The sequence below is a fragment of the Microbacterium sp. 11MF genome, from assembly GCF_000383475.1.
Lineage (GTDB): Bacteria > Actinomycetota > Actinomycetes > Actinomycetales > Microbacteriaceae > Microbacterium > Microbacterium aquilitoris.
The window spans coordinates 112,209-133,337 of the sequence record NZ_KB911460.1 but is presented as its reverse complement, the minus strand read 5'-3'; the positions used below and the strand labels follow the sequence as shown (position 1 = coordinate 133,337).

Here is a 21,129-nt window from a genome sequence, read left to right as displayed (position 1 = left end):
GGAGCGCTCTCATCGAGTGGGTCTGACGCTATGGGATCGCTCCCACGACTGTCAAGGAAGCGCTCCCACCATCGCCATCACGGTTTGGTCACAGCACACGACGCACGCGGACGGTGCGCTGCGTCCGCGGGCTCTAGACTGGTCGCGCACCCCTGCCCGCGACATCCCGGAGCTTTCTGATGCCCACCATCGTCGTCGACGTCATGCCCAAGGCCGAGCTTCTGGACCCGCAGGGGAAGGCCGTCTCCGGGGCGCTGCAGCGACTCGGCCACGCCGGATTCGGCGACGTCCGCATCGGCAAGCGGTTCGAGCTCACCGTCGAGACGGCCGACGAGCAGACCCTCGCCGCGGTCCGCACGATCGCCGAGGAGATCCTCTCGAACTCCGTGATCGAGGACGTCGTGGGCATCGAGGTCGTCGAGTGACCGTCCGCGTCGGGGTCATCACCTTCCCCGGCTCGCTGGACGACGGCGACGCGCGTCGCGCCGTCCGCCTCGCCGGCGCCGAGCCCGTCGCCCTCTGGCACGGCTCGCACGACCTCGAGGGCGTCGACGCCCTCGTCCTGCCCGGCGGCTTCAGCTACGGCGACTACCTGCGCGCCGGGGCGATCGCAGCGCTCGCGCCGATCATGTCCGAGGTGAAGGATGCCGCGGCCAAGGGCATGCCGATCCTCGGCATCTGCAACGGCTTCCAGATGCTCGTCGAGGCCCACCTCCTGCCGGGCGGCCTGATCCGCAACGCGCACCAGCAGTTCATCCGCCGCGACCAGCGCCTGGTGGTCGAGAACGCCGATACCGCCTGGACGAACGAATTCCGCCGCGGCCAGGAGATCGTCATCCCGCTCAAGAACGCCGACGGCGGCTACATCGCCTCCGACGAGACGCTCGCCCGCATCCAGGGCGAGAACCTCGTCGCGTTCCGGTATGCGGGAGTCAACCCGAACGGGTCGATGGACGACATCGCGGGGCTCACGAACGAACGCGGCAACGTCGTCGGACTCATGCCGCACCCGGAGCACGCGATCGAGCCGGGCTTCGGCCCCGACACCGCCGCGGCGATGCGCTCCGGCGTGGACGGACTGCGCTTCTTCACCGCGGCCGTCTCGGCCGTGGTGCACTCCGCCGTCTGAGCCGCCTCAGCCGCCGAGCCTGCGGGCGAGGTGCGGGCCCGTGCGGCTGTCGGGCGCTGCCGCGACCGCTTCGGGGGTCCCCTGCGCGACGATGCGACCCCCGGCATCCCCGCCCGACGGACCGAGGTCGATGACCCAGTCGGCCGCCGCGACGACGTCCATCTCGTGCTCGACCACGACGACGGTGTCGCCCGAATCGACGAGGGCGTGCAACTGCGCGAGCAGCAGCCGGACGTCGGAGGGATGCAGACCGGTCGTCGGCTCGTCGAGCAGGTAGAGCGTGTGGCCGCGCCGCGCGCGCTGCAGCTCCGTCGCGAGCTTGATCCGCTGCGCCTCGCCGCCCGAGAGCTCGGTCGCCGGCTGCCCGAGACGCAGGTAGCCGAGGCCGACGTCCTGCAGGGTCCGAAGGCTTCGGGATGCCGCGGGCACCGCCGCGAGGAACGGTGCCGCCTCGTCGACCGTCATCCCGAGCACGTCGGCGATGTTCTTGCCGTCGTACGTCACCTCGAGGGTCTCGGGGTTGTAGCGCGCGCCGTGGCACGTCGGGCACCGGCCGTAGCTACCGGGCAAAAAGAGGAGCTCGACCGAGACGTACCCCTCGCCGAGGCACGTCTCGCAGCGGCCGCCCGCGACGTTGAACGAGAACCGGCCGGGCGCGTAACCGCGTTCGCGGGCGAGGTCGGTCGCGGCGAAAACTATGCGGACGGCATCGAAAAGACCTGTGTACGTCGCAAGATTCGACCGCGGGGTGCGACCGATCGGCTTCTGGTCGACCCGCACGAGGCGGTCGACGCCGTCCAGCCCGGTGACCGAGCCGACGCGCAGGGTGTCGGTCGACGATGACGGGAGCGTCGCCTCGGCGATGCGCTCGGACGGGTCGTCGGCGTCGAGCGCCGCGTCGTCGGCATCCGTCTCAGCGACGTCGCCGCGCACGTGCCGCTCGACCACCTGGCGGAGCACCCGACTCACCAGAGTCGACTTGCCCGAACCCGAGACACCGGTCACGGCGGTGAACACGCCGAGGGGGACCTCCACGTCGAGGCCGTCGAGGTTGTGCAGCGAGACGCCCTGGAGCGAGAGGATGCCGGTGGCCTCCCTGCGCTCGCGGTGGACAGCTGCGCTCTCGTCGGGGAACAGGAACGGGCGCGTCGCCGAGTCGGCGACGGCGGCCAGGCCCGCGACCTCGCCGGAGTAGAGGACGGCGCCGCCGGCCTCACCCGCGCCGGGACCGACGTCGACGATCCAGTCGGCCCGACGGACGACGTCCATGTTGTGCTCGACGACGAAGACCGAGTTGCCCGAGGCGCGGAGCTGCTCGAGCACATCGAGGAGCGGAGCCGCGTCGGCGGGGTGGAGCCCCGCCGACGGCTCGTCGAGGACGTAGACGACGCCGAACAGTCCCGACCTGAGCTGGGTCGCCAGGCGCAGCCGCTGCATCTCGCCGGGCGAGAGGGTCGTCGTGACCCGGCCGAGTCCGAGGTAGCCGAGACCCAGGTCGAGGAGCACCTCGATGCGGGCGACGAGGTCGGTCGTGATGGCCACGGCGACGTCGGTGCGCTCACCGGATGCGGTGGTCGGAAGGGCGGGTGCGGCATCCCGGATCCGCGTCGTCGGACGCAGGACCTCGGCGAGTTCGCGGATCGGCAGGGCGTTCAGCTCGGCGATCGAGTGCCCCGCGAACGTGACGGCGAGCGCCTCGCGGCGCAGGCCCGTGCCGCCGCAGAGCGGGCAGACGCCGGTGCGGACGAAGCCGAGCACGCGGCTGCGCATCGACGCGCTCTGCGAGTCGGCGAGGGTGTGGAAGACGAACTTCTTCGCGCTCCAGAACGTGCCGTTGTAGGGCTTCGCGACGCGGTCGCGCTGCGGCGTGATCTGCACGACGGGCTGCTCGTCGGTGAACAGGAGCCAGTCGCGGTCGGCCTGGTCGAGCTCGCGCCACGGGCGATCGACGTCGTAGCCGAGGGCGATCGTGATGTCGCGGAGGTTCTTGGCCTGCCACGCCCCCGGCCAGGCGGCGATCGCGCCGTCGCGGATGCTCAGCGACGGGTCGGGCACGAGGGTGTCCTCGGTCACGGTATGCGCGACGCCGACACCGTGGCACTCGGGGCAGGCGCCGGCGGCCGTGTTCGGCGAGAATGCGTCGGAGTCGAGGCGCGTCGTGAAACCGGCAGGGAAGGTGCCCGCGCGGGAGAACAGCATGCGCAGCGAGTTCGACAGGGTCGTGACGGTCCCCACGCTGGAGCGCGAACTCGGCGCGCCCCGCCGCTGCTGCAGCGCGACGGCCGGCGGGAGCCCCGTGATCGACTCGACGTGCGGGTCGTGACCCTGCTGGATCAGCCGCCGCGCGTACGGCGCGACCGACTCGAGGTACCGGCGCTGCGCCTCGGTGAAGATGGTGCCAAACGCGAGCGACGACTTGCCCGAGCCCGAGACGCCCGTGAAGGCGACGATCGCGTCGCGGGGGACGTCGACGTCGACGTGTCGCAGGTTGTTCTCGTTCGCCCCGCGCACGCGGACGAAGGCATCGGCGTCGCCGCGGGGGTTTTCAGGCATCGAACCAGCCTAGGTGTCCTGACCGCGACGCGGGCCGAGGCCCCGGGCCGGGCGATAGCCTCGAACGCATGGCTTCGATCAGCGTCAGCGTCCCCACCGCCCGCCTCGCCGAGGACCTCTCCGACATCGAGGGGGCCGATGTGTTCGTCTGGAAGATGGATGCCCCCTCCCCCCGCCCGCGCATCGACGTCGTCGTCCCGCCGTACATGTCGAAGGGCAGCCCGCTCCCCCTGTTGGAGGGCGTCGAGGTCGGCCTCGTCCAGGGTCAGGCGATCGGCTACGAGGGCATCGAGGACCGGCTGCCCGCCGGCTCGGTCTTCGCGAACGCGGCGACCGTGCACGAGGCGGCCACCGCCGAGCTCGCCGTCGCTCTCACGCTGACGGCGCAGCGCGGCATCGACCGGTTCGTCCGCGCCCAGGCGACGGGCGACTGGACCCCCTTCCAGGCCACCGGACTCGCCGACCGGCGCGTCATGTTGCTCGGCTACGGCGGCGTCGGCAAGGCGATCGCCGCGCGCCTCGCCCCCTTCGAGGTCGAACTGGTGCCGGTCGCCTCGAGCGCGCGCGACGAGGACGGCATCCGTGTGCACAGCGTCGACGAGCTGCCCGAGCTGCTTCCACGCGTCGACATCGTCGTCGCCTCGCTCCCCGGCGGCGACCGGACGCGGCACATCATCGACGACGCGTTCCTCGCCGCCCTGCCCGACGGCGCCCTCGTCGTGAACGTGGGACGCGGGTCGCTGATCGACACGGACGCCCTCGTCGCCCACGTCCGCAGCCGCGGCATCCGTGCGGCCCTCGACGTCACCGACCCCGAGCCGCTGCCGGCGGATCACCCGCTCTGGACGCTCGACGGCGTCGTCATCGCGCCGCACGTCGGGGGCGCGACCGACGCGATGCACCCGCGGATCGTACGGTTGCTGCGTCGGCAGATCGGGCACCTGCTCGCGGGCGAGGAGCCCGAGAACGTCGTGATCCGGACCTGATCAGACGGTGAAACCGTGATCAGACGGTGAACACGCTGTGCACGGGACCGCAGACGGAGCGGCCCTCGAGCGCGGTGAGCTCCATCAGCACGGACGTACCGGCGAGGCTGTAGCCGAGCTGCTCGAGCAGCTGCTGGCCGGCGCGGAGCGTGCCGCCGGTGGCGAGGACGTCGTCGACGAGCAGGACGCGGGCGCCCGAGGAGAGGTCGTCCGTCATCTCGATCGTCGCGCTGCCGTACTCGAGGTCGTAGCTCACCGAACCGGCGGGGCGCGGCAGCTTGCCCGCCTTGCGGATCGGGGCGAGACCCGTGCCCGAGGCGATCGCGATCGCGCCCGCCAGCAGGAAGCCGCGCGCCTCGACGCCGGCGACCACGTCGAACGAGCCGACGAACGGCTCGGCCATGGCCATCGCGATGGTGCGCAGCGCCGCCGGGTCGGCCAGCAGCGGCGAGATGTCGCGGAAGAGGATGCCGGGTTCGGGGAAGTCGGGGATCGTCGCGATGAGCGATTCGGCTCGGGCGAGTGCGTCGGGATTCACTGGGTCGAGAGTACTCGCCCTGCCTGATGCACCGTGCGCAAGCGCTTGCGCTAGGCTGGCGCGCATGACTTCGACCCCCTCCCCGACCGCCACGTCGACGCTGGCACCGATCGGCGAGAGCCGCCCCGGCGCCGAGTGGTGGCGCACCGCCGTCATCTACCAGATCTACCCCCGCTCCTTCGCGGATGCCTCGGGCGACGGCATCGGCGACCTGCCCGGCATCACGTCGCACCTCGACGACCTCGCCTCGCTCGGCGTCGACGCCGTGTGGCTGAGCCCCTTCTTCACCTCGCCGCAGAAGGATGCCGGCTACGACGTCGCCGACTACCGCGACGTCGACCCGCTCTTCGGCACCCTCGGCGACTTCGACGACATGCTCGAGGCGGCGCACACCCGCGGCATCCGGGTCATCATCGATCTCGTCCCGAACCACTCCTCCGACAAGCACGTCTGGTTCCAGCAGGCCCTCGCCGCCGCCCCCGGGAGCCCGGAGCGCGCCCGCTACATGTTCCGCGACGGCCAGGGCGAGAACGGCGAACTGCCGCCCAACAACTGGGAGTCCGTCTTCGGCGGTCCGGCCTGGACTCGCATCCCCGACGGCCAGTGGTACCTGCACCTGTTCGACAGCTCGCAGCCCGACTTCGACTGGAACAATCCCGAGGTGCGTGCCGCGTTCGAGAAGACGCTCCGCTTCTGGCTCGACCGCGGCGTCGACGGCTTCCGCGTCGACGTGGCGCACGGCCTCATCAAGGCCGACGGCCTGCCCGACTACACCCCGCCGGCCGAGGCCGACTCGATGGGCGGCGCCGAGCCGGTGCCCTACTGGGGCCAGGAGGGCGTCCACCAGGTGTGGCGCGAGTGGCACCGCGTGCTCGACGAGTACGAGGGCGACCGTGCGCTCTGCGCCGAGGCGTGGCTCCCGACCGTCGACGAGACCGCCAAGTGGGTCCGCTCCGACGAGATGCACCAGGCCTTCAACTTCCCCTATGCGATGAGCGAATGGGATGCCGCTCAGCTGCGCGAGATCATCAGCGAGTCCCTGCGGGCCTTCCCCGCCGTCGGGGCCCCGGCGACCTGGGTGCTCTCGAACCACGACGTCATCCGCCACGCGACCCGACTCGCGATGCCCGGCCACCCGCAGGGCCACGGCGTCGGGCCGAACACGCCCGGCAAGCCCGACCCGGCCGCAGGCCTGCGCCGCGCCCGCGCGGCGACGGCGCTCATGCTCGCCCTTCCCGGCTCGTCGTACCTGTACCAGGGCGAGGAGCTGGGCCTTCCCGAGGCGATGGAGCTGCCCGACGACGTCCGCGAGGACCCGACCTGGTTCCGCACGAACGGCGAGCGCTACGGGCGTGACGGATGCCGCGTCCCGTTGCCCTGGACCGCCGATCAGGGCGCGTTCGGCTTCAGCCCGACCGGCGAGAGCTGGCTGCCCCAGCCCGCCGAGTGGACGGCCCTGGCCCGCGACGTGCAGGAGGACCAGCCGGATTCGACGCTGTGGCTGTACCGCACGCTCCTCGCGACCCGTCGCGCCCACGAGCTGGGTGCGGGATCGCTCGAGTGGCTGGACGGGTACGGCGACGACGTCATCGCGTTCCGCAACGGCGACGTCACCGTCGTCGCCAACGTCGGCACGACCCCGGTCGCGCTCCCCAAGGGCACGCTGCTGGTCGAGAGCGACGCGTTCGAGGGTCGCGAGCTGCCGGCCGACACCACGGTGTGGATCGCCGCGGACTGACGTGACCGGCATCGACGACGTCGCCCGCGCCGCAGGCGTGTCGGCGGCGACCGTCTCCCGTGCGCTGAGCGGGCGCGGGCGCATCTCGGATGCGACCCGCGCCCGCGTGCGTGCGGCCGCGGCCGACCTCGGCTACGTGGTGTCGGCCGCGGCATCCGCTCTCGCGACGGGCCGCGCCTCGAACGTCGGTGTCGTCGTGCCGCTGCTCGACCGGTGGTTCTTCGCCAACGTCCTCGACGGCATCGCGAGTCGCCTGGCGCCCGAGGGCTACGACATGACGCTGTACAGCATGAGCGACGACCGCGCGCAGCGCGACGGCGTGCTCGACACGTCGCTGCGCCGCGGCCGGGTCGACGGGCTCATCGTCCTGTCCGTCACCCTCGCCGATGACGAGGTCGACCGGATGCTGGCGCTCGAGCTGCCCGTGGTCGGTCTCAGCGCGACGACCTCGCGGTTCCCCGCCCTGCGTGTCGACGAGCTCGCCGTCGCCCGCGCCGCGACCGAGCACCTGCTGGGCCTCGGCCACCGGCGCATCGCCCACATCGGTGCGGGGTACGCGGGCGATCCGGGACTCGACATCCCGTCGCTGCGTCGTCACGGGTTCGCCTCGGCGATGGCGGATGCCGGCATCCCCGACGCCCCCTTCGCCGCCGCGGACTTCACGATCGAGGGCGGCCATCGCGCAGCGCTCGCCCTGCTGGAGCGCGACGATCCGCCGACGGCGATCTTCGCGGCATCCGACGAGATCGCCTTCGGCGCCCTCTTCGCCGCGCGCGACCGCGGCCTCGACGTGCCGGGGGACCTGTCGGTCGTCGGCGTCGACGGGCATGAGATGGGCGACTTCTTCGGTCTGACGACGGTCGCGCAGTTCCCGCACGAGCAGGGTGAGCGCGCAGCGGATGCCGTCCTCGCGGCCATCGACGGCCGCGAGGAGATCGGCGATCTGGCCTTCCGGCTGGTCGAGCGCACCTCGACGAGCGCTCCCCGTGGAGGACTCGCTGAGGTAGCAGGCCTTCCCTCGCCGTAGGCTCGAAGTCATGCCCCTCGATCTCGAAGCGATCTACACCGATCTGCACCGGCACCCGGAACTCTCGTTCCAGGAGACCCGCACGGCCGGCGTCATCACGCGCGAGCTCGCAGCGCTCGGCCTCGACTACGAGGAGGGCGTCGGCCGCACCGGCGTCGTCACCGTGATCCGCAGCGGCGACGGCCCCGTCGTCTGGCTGCGCGCCGACATGGACGGCCTCCCCGTCCCCGAGCAGACCGGGCTCCCCTACGCGAGCACGGCCCGAGGCGTCGACCCCGCCGGGCAGGACGTCCCGGTCATGCACGCGTGCGGCCACGACATGCACGTGACGGCGATGCTGGGCGCGCTCGAGAAGCTGCAGGCGACCCGCGGCGAGTGGTCCGGCACGGTCGTCGCCGTCTTCCAGCCCGCCGAGGAGTACGGCGCCGGCGCGCAGGCGATGATCGCCGACGGCGTGCTCGACCGGTACCCGAAGCCCGACATCGTGCTCGGACAGCACCTCACCCCGTTGCCCGCCGGCACGATCGGTGTGCGCCCGGGCACGCAGATGGCGGCATCCGACGGCATCACGGTCACCCTCCACGGCCGCGGCGGACACGGCTCGCGCCCGCATTCGACGATCGACCCGATCGTCATGGCGGCGGCGACCGTCATGCGCCTGCAGACCGTCGTCTCGCGCGAAGTCGACCCCCGCGAGATGGCCGTCGTCACCGTCGGCTCGATTCACGCCGGCCTGAAGAACAACATCATCCCGGCCGAAGCGACCCTCGAGTTGAGCCTGCGCTACCCGGACGACGCGGCGCGGGCCGACATCCTCGCCCGCGTCGAGCGCGTCGTCCGCGCCGAGGCCGCGGCATCCGGCGCCGAGCAGGAGCCGACGATCACGACCCTCCACACCCTGCCGCCGACCATCAACGACGCGGACGCGACCGCCCGACTGACGGCGGCGATGGACCGCGCATTCGGCGAGGGGACGGTCGTCGACCCCGGCATGTTCACCGGCAGCGAGGACGTCTCGTGGTTCGCCCGCGAGGCCGGCGCCCCGCTCGTCTACTGGTTCTGGGGCGGTGTCGACCCGCAGCAGTACGCGGATGCCGCCGCTGCCGGCACGATCTCGCGCGACATCCCGACGAACCACTCCCCGTTCTTCGCCCCCGTTCTCCACCCGACCATCGAGCGCGGCGTCGACGCCCTGACCGTCGCCGCGCGGGAGTTCCTCACATGAGCAACGACGACTGGCTGCCCTTCGCCCCCCTCGACCCGCAGGAGCACCGCGAGCCCGAGCGCCGCGAGAACCCCAACCGGGTCCCGATGATCCTCGGCGCCGTCGCCGGCGTCCTGCTCGTCGCCGTCATCGTCGTCGTCAGCGTGTACCTCGTGCGCGCGACCGAGCCGACCACGGCGGCGCCCGCTCCGGCGCAGAGCTCGCAGTCCGCACCGCAGCCGGCACCCTCGACACCGCAGGACCCGCAGCCGTCGGAGACGCCCGCGCCGGAGCCTCCCGCCGCGGCATCCACCATCGCCCTGAACGGCTCGGGCTTCACGGTGAAGACCGCGGACGGCACGTTCACCCACACGTGGGCGGACGACTCCGGCCCGGCGATCGCCGCGTTGACCAAGGCCTTCGGCACGGCGCCCAAGGAGGACTTCGTCAACGGCGACGCAGAGAACTGGGCCTACGACATCTACGCGTGGCCCGGCTTCCGCTTGTACGACGTGTTCCTCGGCGACGGCGGCCGCTCGCGCAGCGAGGTCCCCGCACCGACGTGGGTCACCGTGACCTCGGGGCTGCCGCAGTCCGTCCAGGTGACGAACGAGTTCGGCGTCGCCGTGGGCGACACCCTCGACCAGGCGCGGAGCAAGGGCCCGTTCGACGAGTTCGCGCTCACCAACGGCCACGTGCGCCTCACCTTCGGCGAGGGCCGCGGCACGTTCTACAGCAACGGAAAGCGCGAGTTCAGCGCCTTCGTCGAATCGGATGACGCGACGCAGAAGGTCGCGTCGATCACCTACACGTTCCGCGCCCGCGGTCAGTGAGCGACCGGCTCGCTCGCACGCGCGTCGACGAGCTGACGGCCGCTGACAACGCCCGGTAGGCCGCGCCCTGCAGGCGTCGCGAACAGCAGCACGAGCCACGTCACGACGAACGCGACGACGAGGATGCCGCCGACGGCCCCGAGCTCGCCGAGCAGGAGGTAGCCGCCGATCCCGCCCGCGAAGCGGAGCAGGCGGCCCACCGGCTCGGGGAACCGCCCGCCGTCGTAGCTCAGCTCGACGCACAGATCGCCGACCGTGCGTCCCGTCGCGAGGGTCACGCCGAGCCAGACCACGATCGGCACCCATCCCGACGCGACGTCGGCGATGACCCCGTCCGACACGAGGTCCTCACGTCGGAGCGCGAACTGCAGGAACAACTGCACGACCGTGCCCGCGGCCCCGGCCAGGATGGCCGTACCCACCAGGTCGCAGACGGCGCCGAGGAGGCGACGTCCGCGCGTGACGGGGCGGGGAGCCCCGGCATCCGCTGCCTTCTCGACGCCGCGGAGCCGCGCCGGGACGATGAGCCCGAGCACCGACCCGATGAGGGCTCCGAGCGTGTTGGTCAGCAGGTCGCCGACGTCGAAGAGGCGGTAGCCGCACGGGAAGATCCCCCAGACGCCGGTCAGCTGGGTCGTCTCGATGAACAGCGACAGCACGAGCCCCGCCAGCACCCCGAGGACGATGCCGCGGCGCCCCACGACCCGGATGAGGAAGCCGAGGGGGACGAAGAGGAGGACGTTGAAGACGACCTGCAGCAGTCGGACGTCGGTGAGGGGCGACCCGTCGGCGAACGCCCCCACGACGTCGTCGACGGTCGGCGCGAGCGACAGGACGGCACCCGCGCACCGGTAATCGTCCGAGGCGGGGATCGGGAGGAGGGTGTAACTCCAGATCGCCAGGAAGTAGACGAGGGATGCCGCCCAGAACCCCAAACGGCCGACGCTGAGGCGGCCCCGGCGACGGTAGCTGAGGGCGACGACGGGCACGAGGAGGACCAGCCCCGCCACCGCGCCGAAGAGGATCGCGACGACCGCGGGGAAGACCTGTCCACTCATGGCGCGAGTCTAGGGAACACGGCGCGACCCGCCCGCGTTGCGGCGGGTTCGCGGGAGGCGTAATGTCGCCCGCCGTGACCACTGACAGCCGCGATCCGAACGCGGCCTCCTCCCCCGCCGTCAAACGGATGCTGATCGGTGAGCCGCTCGACTCCGAGAAGCTCGACGCGCAGCTGCTGCCGAAGAAGCGCGCGCTGCCGATCTTCGCCTCCGACGCGCTCTCGTCGGTGGCCTACGCACCGCAGGAACTGCTGATGATCCTGCTCATCGGCGGCACCGCGTTCATGGCCTTCGCGCCCCCGGTGGCTGCGGCCGTCGTCGTGCTCCTCATCGTCGTCGTGCTCAGCTACCGGCAGCTCATCAAGGCCTATCCGTCGGGCGGTGGCGACTACGAGGTCGCCCGCACCAACCTCGGCGAGAAGGCGGGTGTGGTCGTCGGGTCGGCGCTCCTCGTCGACTACGTCCTGACCGTCGCCGTCTCGGTGTCGTCGGGTGTCGACAACATCATCTCCGCGCTCCCCGTCCTCGACCCGTGGCGCGTCGAGCTCGCGGTGGGCTTCGTCATCCTGCTGGTCATTGTGAACCTGCGCGGCGTCCGCGAAGCCTCGCAGGCGTTCGCGATCCCGACGTACGTCTTCATCGGCTCGGTCGCCGTCATGATCGGCACCGGACTGTTCCGCTGGCTGATGGGTGACGCGCCGGTCGCGTCGAGCGCGGCGTACACGGTCGAGCCCGAGAGCCTGTCGCAGGTCGCCTTCGTCCTGCTGCTGCTGCGCGCCTTCTCGAGCGGATGCTCCGCCCTCACCGGTGTCGAGGCCGTGAGCAACGGCGTGCCCGCCTTCCGCGCCCCGAAGGTCAAGAACGCGCAGACGACCCTGGTGCTCATGGGCGGGATCGCGATCGTGCTCTTCGCCGGACTCACGACGCTCGCCCTGGTCGCGAACGTCCACTACGCCGAGAACCCGTGCTCGCTCATCGGGTTCGACTGCGCGTCGGGCCCCCAGCCGAGCCTCATGGCGCAGGTCGCGGCGGCGACGTTCGGCGGCGATTCGATCTTCTTCTTCATCATCCAGGCGGCGACGGCGTGCGTCCTGCTGCTCGCCGCCAACACGGCGTTCAACGGGTTCCCCCTCCTCGGCTCGGTCCTCGCCCGCGACAGCTACGCGCCGAAGGCGCTGAACTCGCGCGGCGACCGTCTCGTCTTCTCGAACGGGATGCTGATCCTCGGCGGCGCGGCCATCGCGATCCTCGTGGTCTTCCAGGCCAACCTGACGACCCTCATCCAGCTCTACATCATCGGTGTGTTCGTGTCGTTCTCCCTGGGCCAGATCGGCATGGTCCGCCACTGGCGGCGTGAACTGAAGCTGCTGAAGGGGAACACCCCCGAGCGGCGCGCGGCGTACTCGGGCCTCGTCATCAACACCGTCGGCGCGGCGTTCACCGTCGCGGTCCTCGCGATCGTGACGGTGACGAAGTTCACCCACGGAGCTTGGCTCGTCTTCCTCGCCATGCCCGTCCTCGCGTTCCTCATGATCGGCGTCAACCGGTACTACCGCGACGTCGAGCACGAGATCGAGATGGACGACACGGTCAAGTACGGCTCGTCGGGCGACCTCGCGATCATCCTGGTCGGCAAACTGCAGAAGCCCGTCGCGAAGGCGATCGACTACGCCCTCGCCGCCAAGCACGAGAAGACGCTCGCCGTCCACGTCGCGGTCACCTCCGACGACATCGCCGAGCTGAAGGCCGATTGGGAGTATCACCGGATGCCGGTGCCCCTCGTCGTCGTCGACTCGCCCTACCGTCACTACGCGTCTCCGCTGATCGGGTTCATCGAGAAGTACCGCGAGAAGCACGGGCCGTCGGTCGTCACCGTCTACCTGCCGCAGTACATCGTGGGCCATTGGTGGGAGACGCCGCTGCACAATCGTCGTGCGCGGCGCATCGCGCAGCAGCTGATGATGGTCCACGGCGTGACCGTGACCCTCGTGCCGTGGCTGCTCGACTCGTCCGAGATCGTCTACGGCCGGCGCTCGCGCCCGCTCCCCGGCGACGACCGCGGCGGCCGGATCGACCAGCGTCATTACGGTTTGGTGGAGCATTCCGACAACTGATGGAGTTATGACGGTCGCCCTGCGACGATGACGGCATGGCCGAGTCCCGCCGCCCCCGCAACCTCATCCCGTTGCTGACCTTGGCGGGCGCGCTCGCGATCGCCGCCGTCGTCGCGATCGTCCTCCTGATGAATCGGATGCCGGCACCCGCTGCCGCCCCTGCGCCCGGGTCACCGACGCCCGAGGCATCCACTCCGTCCGTCGCGCCCAGCCCGACGCCGACCGAGGCGGAGGAACCGACGGCGAGCGACGTCGCGCTGGGTGAGGACGGCTTCACGATCGTCGCCGACGACGGGTCGGAGCTCTTCGCCTACGGCTGGCGCGACGATGCCGCCGGCGCGGTGTCCGCGCTCACCGACGCGTTCGGTTCGGAGCCGTCGGAGTCGGTCTACGAAGGCGACGGCACGCACTTCCCCGACTACACGTCGTACACGTGGGACGGCTTCACCTACTTCGACATGATCCCGACCGAGGGCGGGAAGTCCCGGGACGAGTACTCCATCCCGTCGTACGTGACGATGACGGGCCAGGCCGTGGACGGCGTCACCGTGACGCCCGAGTTCGACCTGGCGATCGGCCTGACCGCCGACGAGGTCCGCGCCCTCGGACCGGACAAGGAGCTCGCGATGCCGGACGGCGAGCCGCGCTTCTTCTTCGCCATCGACCGCGCCGACGGGGCGGGGGAGAACGGAGAGCTCGACGGGTACTCACCCTGGGTCGACACCGACCCCGCGGACGAAACGGTCGTGTCGATCTCCTACCGTCCGTACTACGACTTCTGACCGACCCGGCCGGCCGACCCGGTGACCCGCCACCGGCGTAGCCTAGAGGGGTGACTTCTCCCGCCCTGTCCGAGCCCGCCACGCTCGACGCCACCCGGTTGCGCGAGGACTTCCCGATCCTCCAGCAGGAGGTCAACGGGCATCCGTTCGTGTACCTCGACTCCGCTGCGACGAGCCAGAAGCCGCGTCAGGTGCTGCAGGCCGAATACGACTTCCTCACCCGCAGCAATGCCGCCGTCCACCGCGGTGCGCACACGCTCGCCGCCGAGGCGACCGACCTGTTCGAGGATGCCCGGGCCACCGTCGCGCGCTTCGTCGGCGCCCGCGAGGAGCATCTCGCCTGGACGAGCGGTGCGACGCAGGGGCTCAACCTCGTGGCCTACTCGATCGGCAACGCGACGCTCGGGCGGGGGGCACCGGCATCCGCTCGGTTCGCGCTGCAGCCCGGTGACGAGATCGTCGCGACGGAGGCCGAGCACCACGCGAACCTCATCCCGTGGCAGGAGCTCGCCGCGCGCACCGGCGCCGTGCTGCGACACATCCCCGTCCAGGACGACGGCCGGCTCGACCTGGATGCCGCCGCGCAGATCATCGGCGAGCGCACGCGGATCGTCGCGTTCTCGCACGTGTCGAACGTGCTCGGGATCGTGAACCCGGTCGCCGAGATCGTCGCCCTCGCGCAGGAGGTCGGAGCGCTGACGGTGCTCGACGCCTGTCAGTCGGCGCCGCACATGCGGCTCGACCTGCCCGCCATGGGCGTCGATCTCGCCGTGTTCAGCGGGCACAAGATGCTCGGCCCGTACGGCGTCGGCGGCCTGTACGGCCGCAGCGACGTGCTCGAGGCGCTGCCGCCGTTCCTCACCGGCGGGTCGATGATCACGACCGTGACGCTCGACGAGGCCGGCTACCTGCCGCCGCCGCAGCGGTTCGAGGCGGGCACGCAGCCGATCGGTCCCGCGATCGGCCTCGCGGCCGCCGTGTCGTACCTGGAGGATGCCGGCATCACCGCCGTCCACGCGCACGAGGCCCGGCTCGCGGCCCGGATGCGCGAAGGGCTCGTCGACATCCCCGGCATCCGTCTGCTCGGAGACGCCGAGGGCGCCGAGCGCGTGGGCCTCTGGAGCTTCGTCGTCGACGGCGTGCACGCGCACGACGCCGGCCAGTTCCTCGATGCGCAGGGCATCGCCGTCCGCGTCGGACACCACTGCGCCGCTCCCCTGCACCGACGGTTCGGCGTGACGGCATCCGTCCGCGCCTCGGCCGCCCTGTACAACACCGACGCCGATGTCGATGCCCTGATCGATGCCGTCGGCGGCATCCGGTCCTACTTCGGAGTGAACGAATGAACGGTCTCGACTCGCTGTACCAGGAGCTCATCCTGGACCACTCGAAGCACCCCCACGGGCAGGGCCTGACTCCGGAAGAGGGCCGCACGGCGAGCTCGCACCAGCACAACCCGATGTGCGGCGACGACATCACCCTGCGGGTGCGCGTCGACGAGGCCGGTGAGCGCATCGTCGACCTGTCGTGGGAGGGCTCGGGCTGCTCGATCTCGCAGGCGTCCGCGTCGATGCTCGCCGCGCTGATCGAGGAGGACGGCGGCGACGCCGGCCTGCCGCGCGAGGACGCCGTGAAGCTCATCGACGGGTTCCGCGAAGCGCTGCGCTCGCGCGGCACGATCCCGCTCGACGAGGAGACCTTCGCCGACGCCGCAGCGTTGTCGGGGGTGTCGAAGTTCTCGGCCCGCGTCAAGTGCGCGATGCTCGCGTGGGTCGCACTCGAGGACGCCCTCGCCCGGGCCTGAGCCGGCGGACGAGGGCGTCGTCTCGGAGGCGCGTCACGCCGCCTGCAGCACCTCGCGCTCGAGTCGAGCGTAGGACGCTTCCATGCCGTCGGCCATGCCGGTGGCGAGGATCATGTCGCGGGTCTCTTTGTCGGGGTACTCGATGAGGAGCGTCAGCAGCGTCGCGCCGTCCTCCTCGTAGAACTGCAGGTCGTTCGTCGTCGACGGACCCTCCATGCCGATCATCTTCTCGGTGCTGACCGAACGGCGCGGCTCGTCGAGGAGCAGGGTCTCGCCCTCGAAGCCGAAGCGTGTCTCGGGTTGACCGTCCTGTTCCCACACCGTCCGATAGTGCTGGCCGACGACGCACTCGACCATCGACCACCCGTCGGGCCCCAGCATCCACTTCTTCATCAGGTCGGGATCGTTGTGAGCGCGCCACACGAGCTCGCGCGGACCGTCGACGAGGCGGGTGATGCGGACGTGGACGTCGTCGAGCAGCTCGACGTTCGTCCCCCTGCCCTGGAACCAGTCGCGCAGGTCGTGGAGCACGGTGTCGAGCTGGCTCATCGCCAGGCGCGACCCCTCGACGGCGCCCATCGCGACGACCTGCTCGAGCGCCTCGACCGAGGTGAAGTACGTGATGTTCGAGAGCCGCGAACCGGTCGCGGTCTCGTCGAACGAGAAGCGCATCCGCATGGACGGGAACTCGGCGAGCGGCTCGCCGTTCTCGTCGGCGAACGCGTCGAGGACCTCGAAGCCGCGGCCCTCGTCGATCGCGAGAAACTCCCACGTGCCGCGGGAGGTCTCGCCCGTCGGGCTCGTCATCGCGTAGTGCGCGTGACCGCCGACCGTGAAGTCGAAGGCGGTGAAGGTGGCCGGCCACCCGGGAGGGCCCCAGAACCGCTCGAGCTGTCGCGGCTGCGTGAACGCACGCCACAGCCGGTCGACGGGGGCGTCGACGTCGGCCGTGAGCGTCATGGTGAGGTTCTCGGTGTCGGTGGTGATGTCGGTGACGGGCATGTCTCACTCCTTCGTGGATCGGTCAGTTCTCGGGCTCGGCCAGCAGTGCGTCGAGTCGGTCGACGCGGGAGCGCCAGAGGTCTTCGTAGCGGCCGAGCAGCGCACGGGCGCGGGCGATCATGTCGGGGTCCGCTCGGACGAGACGCTCGCGGCCCTCGGCGCGCTTGACGACCAGTTCCGCCGCCTCCAGCACGGCGACGTGCTTCTGGACGGCTGCGAACGACATGTCGTAGTCCGCGGCGAGCGCGGAGACGGACTGCTCGCGTTCGAGCGTGCGACGCAGGATGTCGCGCCGCGTCGCCGTCGCCAGGGCGTGGAAGACGCGGTCGATCTGTTCATCGCTGAGCTCCGTTTGTGCAACCATTTGGTTGTACGTTAGGGCAACGGATGCCGGGCGTCAAGAGGTCCCGGCGTCGGCGGGTCGATCAGGCCAGGGAGAGGAAGAGCTTCTCCAACTCGTCGGGGTCCAGGTCGGCGGATCCGTCGGGGTCGGTCAGGCACTCGCGCAACGCCGTCGAGATGACAAGGAACCCGGCTCGATCGAGCGCTTTGGACACGGCGGCGAGCTGCTGGACGACGTCGCGACACGAGGCATCCCCCTCGACCGCGGTGATCACTGCGGCGAGCTGGCCCTGCGCGCGCTTGAGGCGATTGACCACCTTGCGCTTCGCCTCGGCATCGTGCGTGACCGGATCGCCGACCTGTGCAGCCTCATCCATGTCGGCATCCTCTCGTTCTCGTCGAAGTGCCACTCACTATACCCCCCTGGGTATTACTTTGGAGGCTTCGGGCCGATGGTGCACGAAGAGGTGGCCGTGTTCGTCGACCTCAGCCGCGGCATCCACGTCTCGCAGGGCCGCCGTACGCACGCGAATGTCGCGCCGGCGCGGACGGTCGAATGTGAGCAGCTGGTGCGGATATCTCGCTCGCATCGCTTTCCGCACCAGGCTGTCTTCGCGCGGAGCGAGGGTCAGCTGTGGAAGGGACTGCAAGCCGAGGCATCCGTTCTCGCGCTGGTGCGCCGCGGACCCGTCGTCCTCGAACCGGACCTCTGTGGGCACCTCAACCCGGACTACCGGCGCGCACGCTCCGCCGCCTGTCGTGGATGAGGGCGGCACTCCTGCGGATGCCCGGGGTTCGGGCTCGTGGACGTGCGGCGCGGCGTCCCCTGCGCGGCGTGCGGTGAGCCGACCGCTCAGATCAGCGCGGACGTCCACGGGTGCGCTGCGTGCGACGAGCGCGAGCTGCGGACCCGGGCGGTCTCGGCCGCAGACCCCGCGACGTGCGCGGCGTGCAACCCGTGAGGGTCAGGCGTCGCCCGTGATGCCCCATCGGTCGGTCGGAAACTGCCCGGTGTGGAGGTCCTCGATGGCGTCCAGCACTTCGCTGCGATCGAGCACGTACTCGCGGGGGTAGTCGATCGCCTGGTCTCCGACGGTCAGATCGATCGTGTCGTCATCGTCCTCGTCGTCGTCCTCCGTCGCCGTGGCGGCCGGCGAGATCGCGTTGACGATGCGCGTTCCCGACGGGTTCTGCGCAGTGAGGACGTACCTGTCGGGCCCACCGCCGATCATGACCTCCCACTCGCCGATGCGGTGCGTGATGAGGGTGTTCGCGATGCCGTCGAGGTCGTCGAGCCCCCATGGGTCAGTCTCGTCCGTCACCCCGCCATTATGAGACGTCAGCCGATCCGCCGCCATCGTGCACTTCGGGGCCCGGGGCGTCTCGCAGATGAGGCGTTTCTCATCTGTCGGCCTGTTCGCGACGTGTGATTCCGGCGGTTTTCGGGGTCTGGATGTCGGAGGTTGGTGCAAGAGTGCAGGTATGACGGATGCGGCGGAAACCCCCGGTGGCGAGTCGTATCTCGCCGCCATCTCGGGGATCGTTGCGGACGTCGAGGACGTTGCCCGTGAGGTCGCTCGCGTGCAGATCCGCGAGTTGCGTGTGCTCGCCGCCGCGGGACGGCTAGCCGAGGAACAGGGCGCCCACCCGAACGCGAAGGTGACGCTGCACGACATGGTGCTGCGGTCGATCTCGGCCGAAGTCGCTGGAGCGATGCGCACAACCGATCGGACGGTGCAACGCCGGATCGGCGAAGCCCGGGTGACGATCGAGGGGTTCCCGGCGGCGGTGGCGGCGTGGGAGTCCGGCCGGATCGTGCAGGGGCACGTGAAGGCGATCGTCGACGCTGGGGTGAACCTGCCGGCTGAGTTGTGGGCGGAGTTCGAAGCGATCGCGATCGAGCGGTGCGAAGGCCAGACACCGAACCGAGTTCGGGGTGAGCTAGAGATCCTCGCGCACCGGATGCACCCGCGTTCGTTTGCCGAACGACACGAGGAAGCTGCCGCGGGCCGGTGCGTGCGGTTGATCCCCGGGCGGGATGGGATGTCGGATCTGATCGCCACCCTCCCCACCGTGATTGCGGAAGGGATCCACGACCGGCTCACCCAGCAAGCGCGGGCGATCATCGATACCCGGGAGGAGCGTGCAACCGGCTCGGACGTCGTCGCCACCGATGCGCGCACCACCGATCAGGTCCGCGCGGATGTGCTCGCCGACCTTCTCCTCGCGGGGACACCAGCGCTTGATGACACTCGTGACACGAGCGCCGGGCCGCTAGGCGCGATCCGCGCGCGGGTTCAGGTGCTCGTGCCGGCCGCCACACTCGCCGGTGCCGACGACGGGCCGTGCGATCTTGCCGGTGGTTCCCCCATCGATCCAGCAACAGCCCGCACGCTCGCCGGCGCGACCGGGGTCTGGGAGCGCCTGTTCCACGACCCGACCACCGGAGTCACCGTGTCGACGGATTCGTACCGTGTCCCGGCCGGGATGCGACGGTTCCTGCAAGCCCGGGATCAGCATTGCCGGTTCCCCGGCTGCCGGGTCGCCGCCATCCGGTGCGAAGTCGACCACACCCACGACCACGCCCTCGGCGGCAAGACAGAACTGTCCAACCTCGCGCATCTATGCCAACGGCATCATTCGATGAAGCAGTTCACCGCCTGGCGGGTCCGACAACTATCGGGTGGTGTCCTCGAATGGACCTCACCCCTCGGCAGGATCTACCGCGAAGACGCACCCACCCCGGCCGTCGCCTTCACCCCTGCCGCAGCTTCACCCGGAGACCCCGCTCCGTTCTGAACCGCTCCGCCGCGCCTCAGCCGAGCGACGCGCACGCGACGCACATCGTCGCCTGCGGCCGAACCTCCAGCCGGGCCTCGGGGATCGGGCGGCCGCACCTTTCGCACACCCCGTAGGTGCCGGCATCCACTCGCGAGAGCGCCGTCGCGACCTGCGCCAACTCGTCCCGCGTCGACGCCCTCAGCGCATCGACCCGCTGCCACTCCCCCGACAGCGTCGAGCCCTCGGGGTCGTGCTCGTCGTCGGCCGTCGCATCCGATCGATCGACCCGCAGCGCCGCATCGTCGGCATCGAGCCGGGCCAACTGCGCCTGCAGCTCCCGCTCGCGCGCACGCAACCGCTCGATCGGATCCATCCGGTCAGCGTAGGCCTACCCACCGACCCGGCGACCGTCAAGACCGTCGCGGCACCGGCATCCGCCCTCCAGAGTGGGGTGCAACGGAAGGGAGCCCTCATGGCTGACAACGACGGCACCGAGCACAACGACCCCGAAGAGATGCCCGACACGGAGGAACTCGAGGAGCCCAGCGTCGCGAAGGAGCCCGGCGAGGAGCCGAAGGCGCCGCAGCCCCAGGGCGAGGAGCCCAGCCACCACGCCGTCGGCATCGGCGTCATCGACTCCGACCCGGACGACTCTCAGGACGACTGACGGCCGTCGTCGGCGGCGCTGCCCGTCACGCTCACGCCCTCGTCACCGATGAAGCACTGCACCATGCGGTCCTTATCGATGCCGTCCCACCCGCTCTCGGTCGGCGTGTAGAAGGAGTACTCGAGTAGGGAGTCCTCCCAGGGTTGTCCGACGAAGTCTTCGAACGCCGGTAGGCAGCCCTCATCGGCCGCTGTCGCTGTCCCGTCCTCACCGGGATAGTCACCGGCGGGAAGCATGAACACGTGGTAGACCTCGTAGGTGTGCGGGTCGCCGCACGGGATCGCCTGCACGACGTACACCGAATCCTCTGTGGCCCGAGGATGCACGGCGTCCGATTCGTCGAAGCAATCCCCCGCGACGAGATCGAACACGTCGAGTTCACCGCCGACCGTGATCACGCCGGAGGCGTCACGGTAGACCGCGCCCGACAGCTGGTAGAGCGCGGCTTCCGAGCAGCCGGACATCAAGGGCGCCGCAACGACCAACCCCACGGCTGCGAGCGCACCCGAGCGCCACCGACGTGTCGACATGAATCCCCCAGGAGTATGCGTCGAACTGACGGCGTCAGCGT

Annotated in this window: 23 protein-coding genes and 1 pseudogene; 15 read left to right on the top strand and 9 right to left on the bottom strand. The window is 70.6% G+C overall.

The genetic code is table 11. The features are described from left to right. The first annotated feature begins 179 nt into the window (after positions 1 to 179). Together purS and purQ are read left to right on the top strand one after the other, a co-directional pair. Positions 180 to 425 carry a phosphoribosylformylglycinamidine synthase subunit PurS gene (gene purS, locus H286_RS0107645; protein WP_020097666.1) on the top strand — a complete coding sequence of 82 codons (246 nt, stop codon included), beginning with the start codon at positions 180 to 182 and terminating at the stop codon, positions 423 to 425. Beyond that, positions 422 to 1,129, top strand: coding sequence for a phosphoribosylformylglycinamidine synthase subunit PurQ (gene purQ / locus H286_RS0107640; RefSeq protein ID WP_018187901.1), 708 nt, complete (start codon positions 422 to 424; stop codon positions 1,127 to 1,129). The genes purS and purQ overlap by 4 nt, the downstream gene beginning before the upstream one ends. A 6-nt stretch (positions 1,130 to 1,135) precedes the next feature. Here the strand turns inward: purQ and H286_RS0107635 are convergent, their stop codons facing one another. After that, entirely contained in the window at positions 1,136 to 3,682 is a 2,547-nt protein-coding gene (locus H286_RS0107635; RefSeq protein ID WP_020097665.1) for an excinuclease ABC subunit UvrA, read from the bottom strand. Between the two features lie 68 nt (positions 3,683 to 3,750). On the opposite strand from H286_RS0107635, the gene H286_RS0107630 reads away from it, so the two are divergent. After that, on the top strand, positions 3,751 to 4,668 hold the full coding sequence (locus H286_RS0107630; protein WP_020097664.1) for a 2-hydroxyacid dehydrogenase: 918 nt from the start codon (positions 3,751 to 3,753) through the stop codon (positions 4,666 to 4,668). Between the two features lie 19 nt (positions 4,669 to 4,687). On the opposite strand, the gene H286_RS0107625 is transcribed toward H286_RS0107630, so the two are convergent. After that, positions 4,688 to 5,206 (bottom strand): adenine phosphoribosyltransferase, encoded by a 519-nt coding sequence (locus H286_RS0107625; RefSeq protein ID WP_018187898.1) that lies wholly within the window; start codon positions 5,204 to 5,206, stop codon positions 4,688 to 4,690. A 64-nt stretch (positions 5,207 to 5,270) separates the two neighbouring features. Here H286_RS0107625 and H286_RS0107620 point away from each other — a divergent pair, with 64 nt between their 5' ends. From H286_RS0107620 to H286_RS0107605, 4 genes are read left to right on the top strand one after another with little or no spacing between them, the layout of a single operon-like run. Continuing rightward, complete coding sequence (locus H286_RS0107620) at positions 5,271 to 6,944, top strand: glycoside hydrolase family 13 protein (RefSeq protein ID WP_020097663.1); 1,674 nt, start codon at positions 5,271 to 5,273, stop codon at positions 6,942 to 6,944. Position 6,945: 1 nt separating this feature from the next. Further along, entirely contained in the window at positions 6,946 to 7,971 is a 1,026-nt protein-coding gene (locus H286_RS0107615) for a LacI family DNA-binding transcriptional regulator (RefSeq protein WP_020097662.1), read from the top strand. Positions 7,972 to 7,981: 10 nt separating this feature from the next. Then, entirely contained in the window at positions 7,982 to 9,196 is a 1,215-nt protein-coding gene (locus H286_RS0107610; RefSeq protein WP_020097661.1) for an amidohydrolase, read from the top strand. Next, positions 9,193 to 10,008, top strand: a complete 816-nt coding sequence (locus tag H286_RS0107605; protein WP_020097660.1) for a hypothetical protein — start codon at positions 9,193 to 9,195, stop codon at positions 10,006 to 10,008. The genes H286_RS0107610 and H286_RS0107605 overlap by 4 nt, the downstream gene beginning before the upstream one ends. Here H286_RS0107605 and H286_RS0107600 read toward each other — a convergent pair. Beyond that, positions 10,002 to 11,066 carry a VanZ family protein gene (locus tag H286_RS0107600; RefSeq protein ID WP_020097659.1) on the bottom strand — a complete coding sequence of 355 codons (1,065 nt, stop codon included), beginning with the start codon at positions 11,064 to 11,066 and terminating at the stop codon, positions 10,002 to 10,004. The genes H286_RS0107605 and H286_RS0107600 overlap by 7 nt on opposite strands. Positions 11,067 to 11,128: 62 nt before the next feature. On the opposite strand from H286_RS0107600, the gene H286_RS0107595 reads away from it, so the two are divergent. From H286_RS0107595 to sufU, 4 genes are read left to right on the top strand one after another with little or no spacing between them, the layout of a single operon-like run. After that, positions 11,129 to 13,180: an APC family permease gene (locus H286_RS0107595; protein WP_018187892.1), complete on the top strand. Its 2,052-nt coding sequence runs from the start codon at positions 11,129 to 11,131 to the stop codon at positions 13,178 to 13,180. Between the two features lie 35 nt (positions 13,181 to 13,215). Beyond that, positions 13,216 to 13,962, top strand: coding sequence for a hypothetical protein (locus H286_RS0107590; protein WP_020097658.1), 747 nt, complete (start codon positions 13,216 to 13,218; stop codon positions 13,960 to 13,962). 50 nt (positions 13,963 to 14,012) lie between these two features. Beyond that, positions 14,013 to 15,308: a SufS family cysteine desulfurase gene (locus H286_RS0107585; RefSeq protein ID WP_020097657.1), complete on the top strand. Its 1,296-nt coding sequence runs from the start codon at positions 14,013 to 14,015 to the stop codon at positions 15,306 to 15,308. Beyond that, the gene (gene sufU / locus H286_RS0107580; RefSeq protein WP_018187890.1) at positions 15,305 to 15,766 is read left to right on the top strand and encodes a Fe-S cluster assembly sulfur transfer protein SufU; all 462 of its coding nucleotides are present in this window, start codon (positions 15,305 to 15,307) and stop codon (positions 15,764 to 15,766) included. The genes H286_RS0107585 and sufU overlap by 4 nt, the downstream gene beginning before the upstream one ends. Positions 15,767 to 15,799: 33 nt before the next feature. Here the strand turns inward: sufU and H286_RS0107575 are convergent, their stop codons facing one another. The 3 genes from H286_RS0107575 to H286_RS0107565 all read right to left on the bottom strand — a co-directional run bounded on the left by H286_RS0107575 (position 15,800) and on the right by H286_RS0107565 (position 17,487). Further along, entirely contained in the window at positions 15,800 to 16,768 is a 969-nt protein-coding gene (locus H286_RS0107575) for an SRPBCC family protein (RefSeq protein WP_020097656.1), read from the bottom strand. Positions 16,769 to 16,790: 22 nt separating this feature from the next. Then, positions 16,791 to 17,132 carry an ArsR/SmtB family transcription factor gene (locus tag H286_RS0107570; RefSeq protein WP_018187888.1) on the bottom strand — a complete coding sequence of 114 codons (342 nt, stop codon included), beginning with the start codon at positions 17,130 to 17,132 and terminating at the stop codon, positions 16,791 to 16,793. Positions 17,133 to 17,193: 61 nt separating this feature from the next. Continuing rightward, positions 17,194 to 17,487, bottom strand: a complete 294-nt coding sequence (locus tag H286_RS0107565) for a metal-sensitive transcriptional regulator (protein ID WP_018187887.1) — start codon at positions 17,485 to 17,487, stop codon at positions 17,194 to 17,196. Positions 17,488 to 17,562: 75 nt separating this feature from the next. Here H286_RS0107565 and H286_RS0107560 point away from each other — a divergent pair, with 75 nt between their 5' ends. Together H286_RS0107560 and H286_RS15260 are read left to right on the top strand one after the other, a co-directional pair. After that, a complete protein-coding gene (locus H286_RS0107560) occupies positions 17,563 to 17,877 on the top strand; it encodes a hypothetical protein (protein WP_020097655.1) in 315 nt (104 codons plus the stop codon). A 21-nt stretch (positions 17,878 to 17,898) separates the two neighbouring features. Continuing rightward, positions 17,899 to 18,072 (top strand): annotated as a pseudogene (locus H286_RS15260) (DUF6671 family protein); the annotation flags it as partial. Between the two features lie 3 nt (positions 18,073 to 18,075). Here H286_RS15260 and H286_RS0107555 read toward each other — a convergent pair. Next, the gene (locus tag H286_RS0107555; RefSeq protein WP_018187886.1) at positions 18,076 to 18,432 is read right to left on the bottom strand and encodes a hypothetical protein; all 357 of its coding nucleotides are present in this window, start codon (positions 18,430 to 18,432) and stop codon (positions 18,076 to 18,078) included. 160 nt (positions 18,433 to 18,592) lie between these two features. Between H286_RS0107555 and H286_RS0107550 the strand changes: the two genes are divergently transcribed. Next, entirely contained in the window at positions 18,593 to 19,909 is a 1,317-nt protein-coding gene (locus H286_RS0107550; protein WP_020097654.1) for an HNH endonuclease signature motif containing protein, read from the top strand. Positions 19,910 to 19,925: 16 nt separating this feature from the next. On the opposite strand, the gene H286_RS0107545 is transcribed toward H286_RS0107550, so the two are convergent. Next, complete coding sequence (locus H286_RS0107545; protein WP_018187884.1) at positions 19,926 to 20,264, bottom strand: TraR/DksA family transcriptional regulator; 339 nt, start codon at positions 20,262 to 20,264, stop codon at positions 19,926 to 19,928. A 99-nt stretch (positions 20,265 to 20,363) separates the two neighbouring features. Here H286_RS0107545 and H286_RS0107540 point away from each other — a divergent pair, with 99 nt between their 5' ends. Next, entirely contained in the window at positions 20,364 to 20,558 is a 195-nt protein-coding gene (locus H286_RS0107540) for a hypothetical protein (RefSeq protein ID WP_018187883.1), read from the top strand. On the opposite strand, the gene H286_RS0107535 is transcribed toward H286_RS0107540, so the two are convergent. After that, a complete protein-coding gene (locus H286_RS0107535; protein ID WP_231370913.1) occupies positions 20,546 to 21,088 on the bottom strand; it encodes a septum formation family protein in 543 nt (180 codons plus the stop codon). The two genes, H286_RS0107540 and H286_RS0107535, sit on opposite strands and share 13 nt — an antisense overlap. Positions 21,089 to 21,129: the final 41 nt, after the last annotated feature.

Bases quoted from the DNA above. Each gene is read 5' to 3' on its own strand.
- purS (WP_020097666.1), top strand. From the start codon at position 180: ATGCCCACCATCGTCGTCGACGTCATGCCCAAGGCCGAGCTTCTGGAC.
- H286_RS0107635 (WP_020097665.1), bottom strand. From the start codon at position 3,682: ATGCCTGAAAACCCCCGCGGCGACGCCGATGCCTTCGTCCGCGTGCGC.
- H286_RS0107630 (WP_020097664.1), top strand. From the start codon at position 3,751: ATGGCTTCGATCAGCGTCAGCGTCCCCACCGCCCGCCTCGCCGAGGAC.
- H286_RS0107620 (WP_020097663.1), top strand. From the start codon at position 5,271: ATGACTTCGACCCCCTCCCCGACCGCCACGTCGACGCTGGCACCGATC.
- H286_RS0107610 (WP_020097661.1), top strand. From the start codon at position 7,982: ATGCCCCTCGATCTCGAAGCGATCTACACCGATCTGCACCGGCACCCG.
- H286_RS0107605 (WP_020097660.1), top strand. From the start codon at position 9,193: ATGAGCAACGACGACTGGCTGCCCTTCGCCCCCCTCGACCCGCAGGAG.
- H286_RS0107600 (WP_020097659.1), bottom strand. From the start codon at position 11,066: ATGAGTGGACAGGTCTTCCCCGCGGTCGTCGCGATCCTCTTCGGCGCG.
- H286_RS0107595 (WP_018187892.1), top strand. From the start codon at position 11,129: ATGTCGCCCGCCGTGACCACTGACAGCCGCGATCCGAACGCGGCCTCC.
- H286_RS0107590 (WP_020097658.1), top strand. From the start codon at position 13,216: ATGGCCGAGTCCCGCCGCCCCCGCAACCTCATCCCGTTGCTGACCTTG.
- sufU (WP_018187890.1), top strand. From the start codon at position 15,305: ATGAACGGTCTCGACTCGCTGTACCAGGAGCTCATCCTGGACCACTCG.
- H286_RS0107575 (WP_020097656.1), bottom strand. From the start codon at position 16,768: ATGCCCGTCACCGACATCACCACCGACACCGAGAACCTCACCATGACG.
- H286_RS0107570 (WP_018187888.1), bottom strand. From the start codon at position 17,132: ATGGTTGCACAAACGGAGCTCAGCGATGAACAGATCGACCGCGTCTTC.
- H286_RS0107565 (WP_018187887.1), bottom strand. From the start codon at position 17,487: ATGGATGAGGCTGCACAGGTCGGCGATCCGGTCACGCACGATGCCGAG.
- H286_RS0107560 (WP_020097655.1), top strand. From the start codon at position 17,563: ATGGTGCACGAAGAGGTGGCCGTGTTCGTCGACCTCAGCCGCGGCATC.
- H286_RS0107550 (WP_020097654.1), top strand. From the start codon at position 18,593: ATGACGGATGCGGCGGAAACCCCCGGTGGCGAGTCGTATCTCGCCGCC.
- H286_RS0107545 (WP_018187884.1), bottom strand. From the start codon at position 20,264: ATGGATCCGATCGAGCGGTTGCGTGCGCGCGAGCGGGAGCTGCAGGCG.
- H286_RS0107540 (WP_018187883.1), top strand. From the start codon at position 20,364: ATGGCTGACAACGACGGCACCGAGCACAACGACCCCGAAGAGATGCCC.
- H286_RS0107535 (WP_231370913.1), bottom strand. From the start codon at position 21,088: ATGTCGACACGTCGGTGGCGCTCGGGTGCGCTCGCAGCCGTGGGGTTG.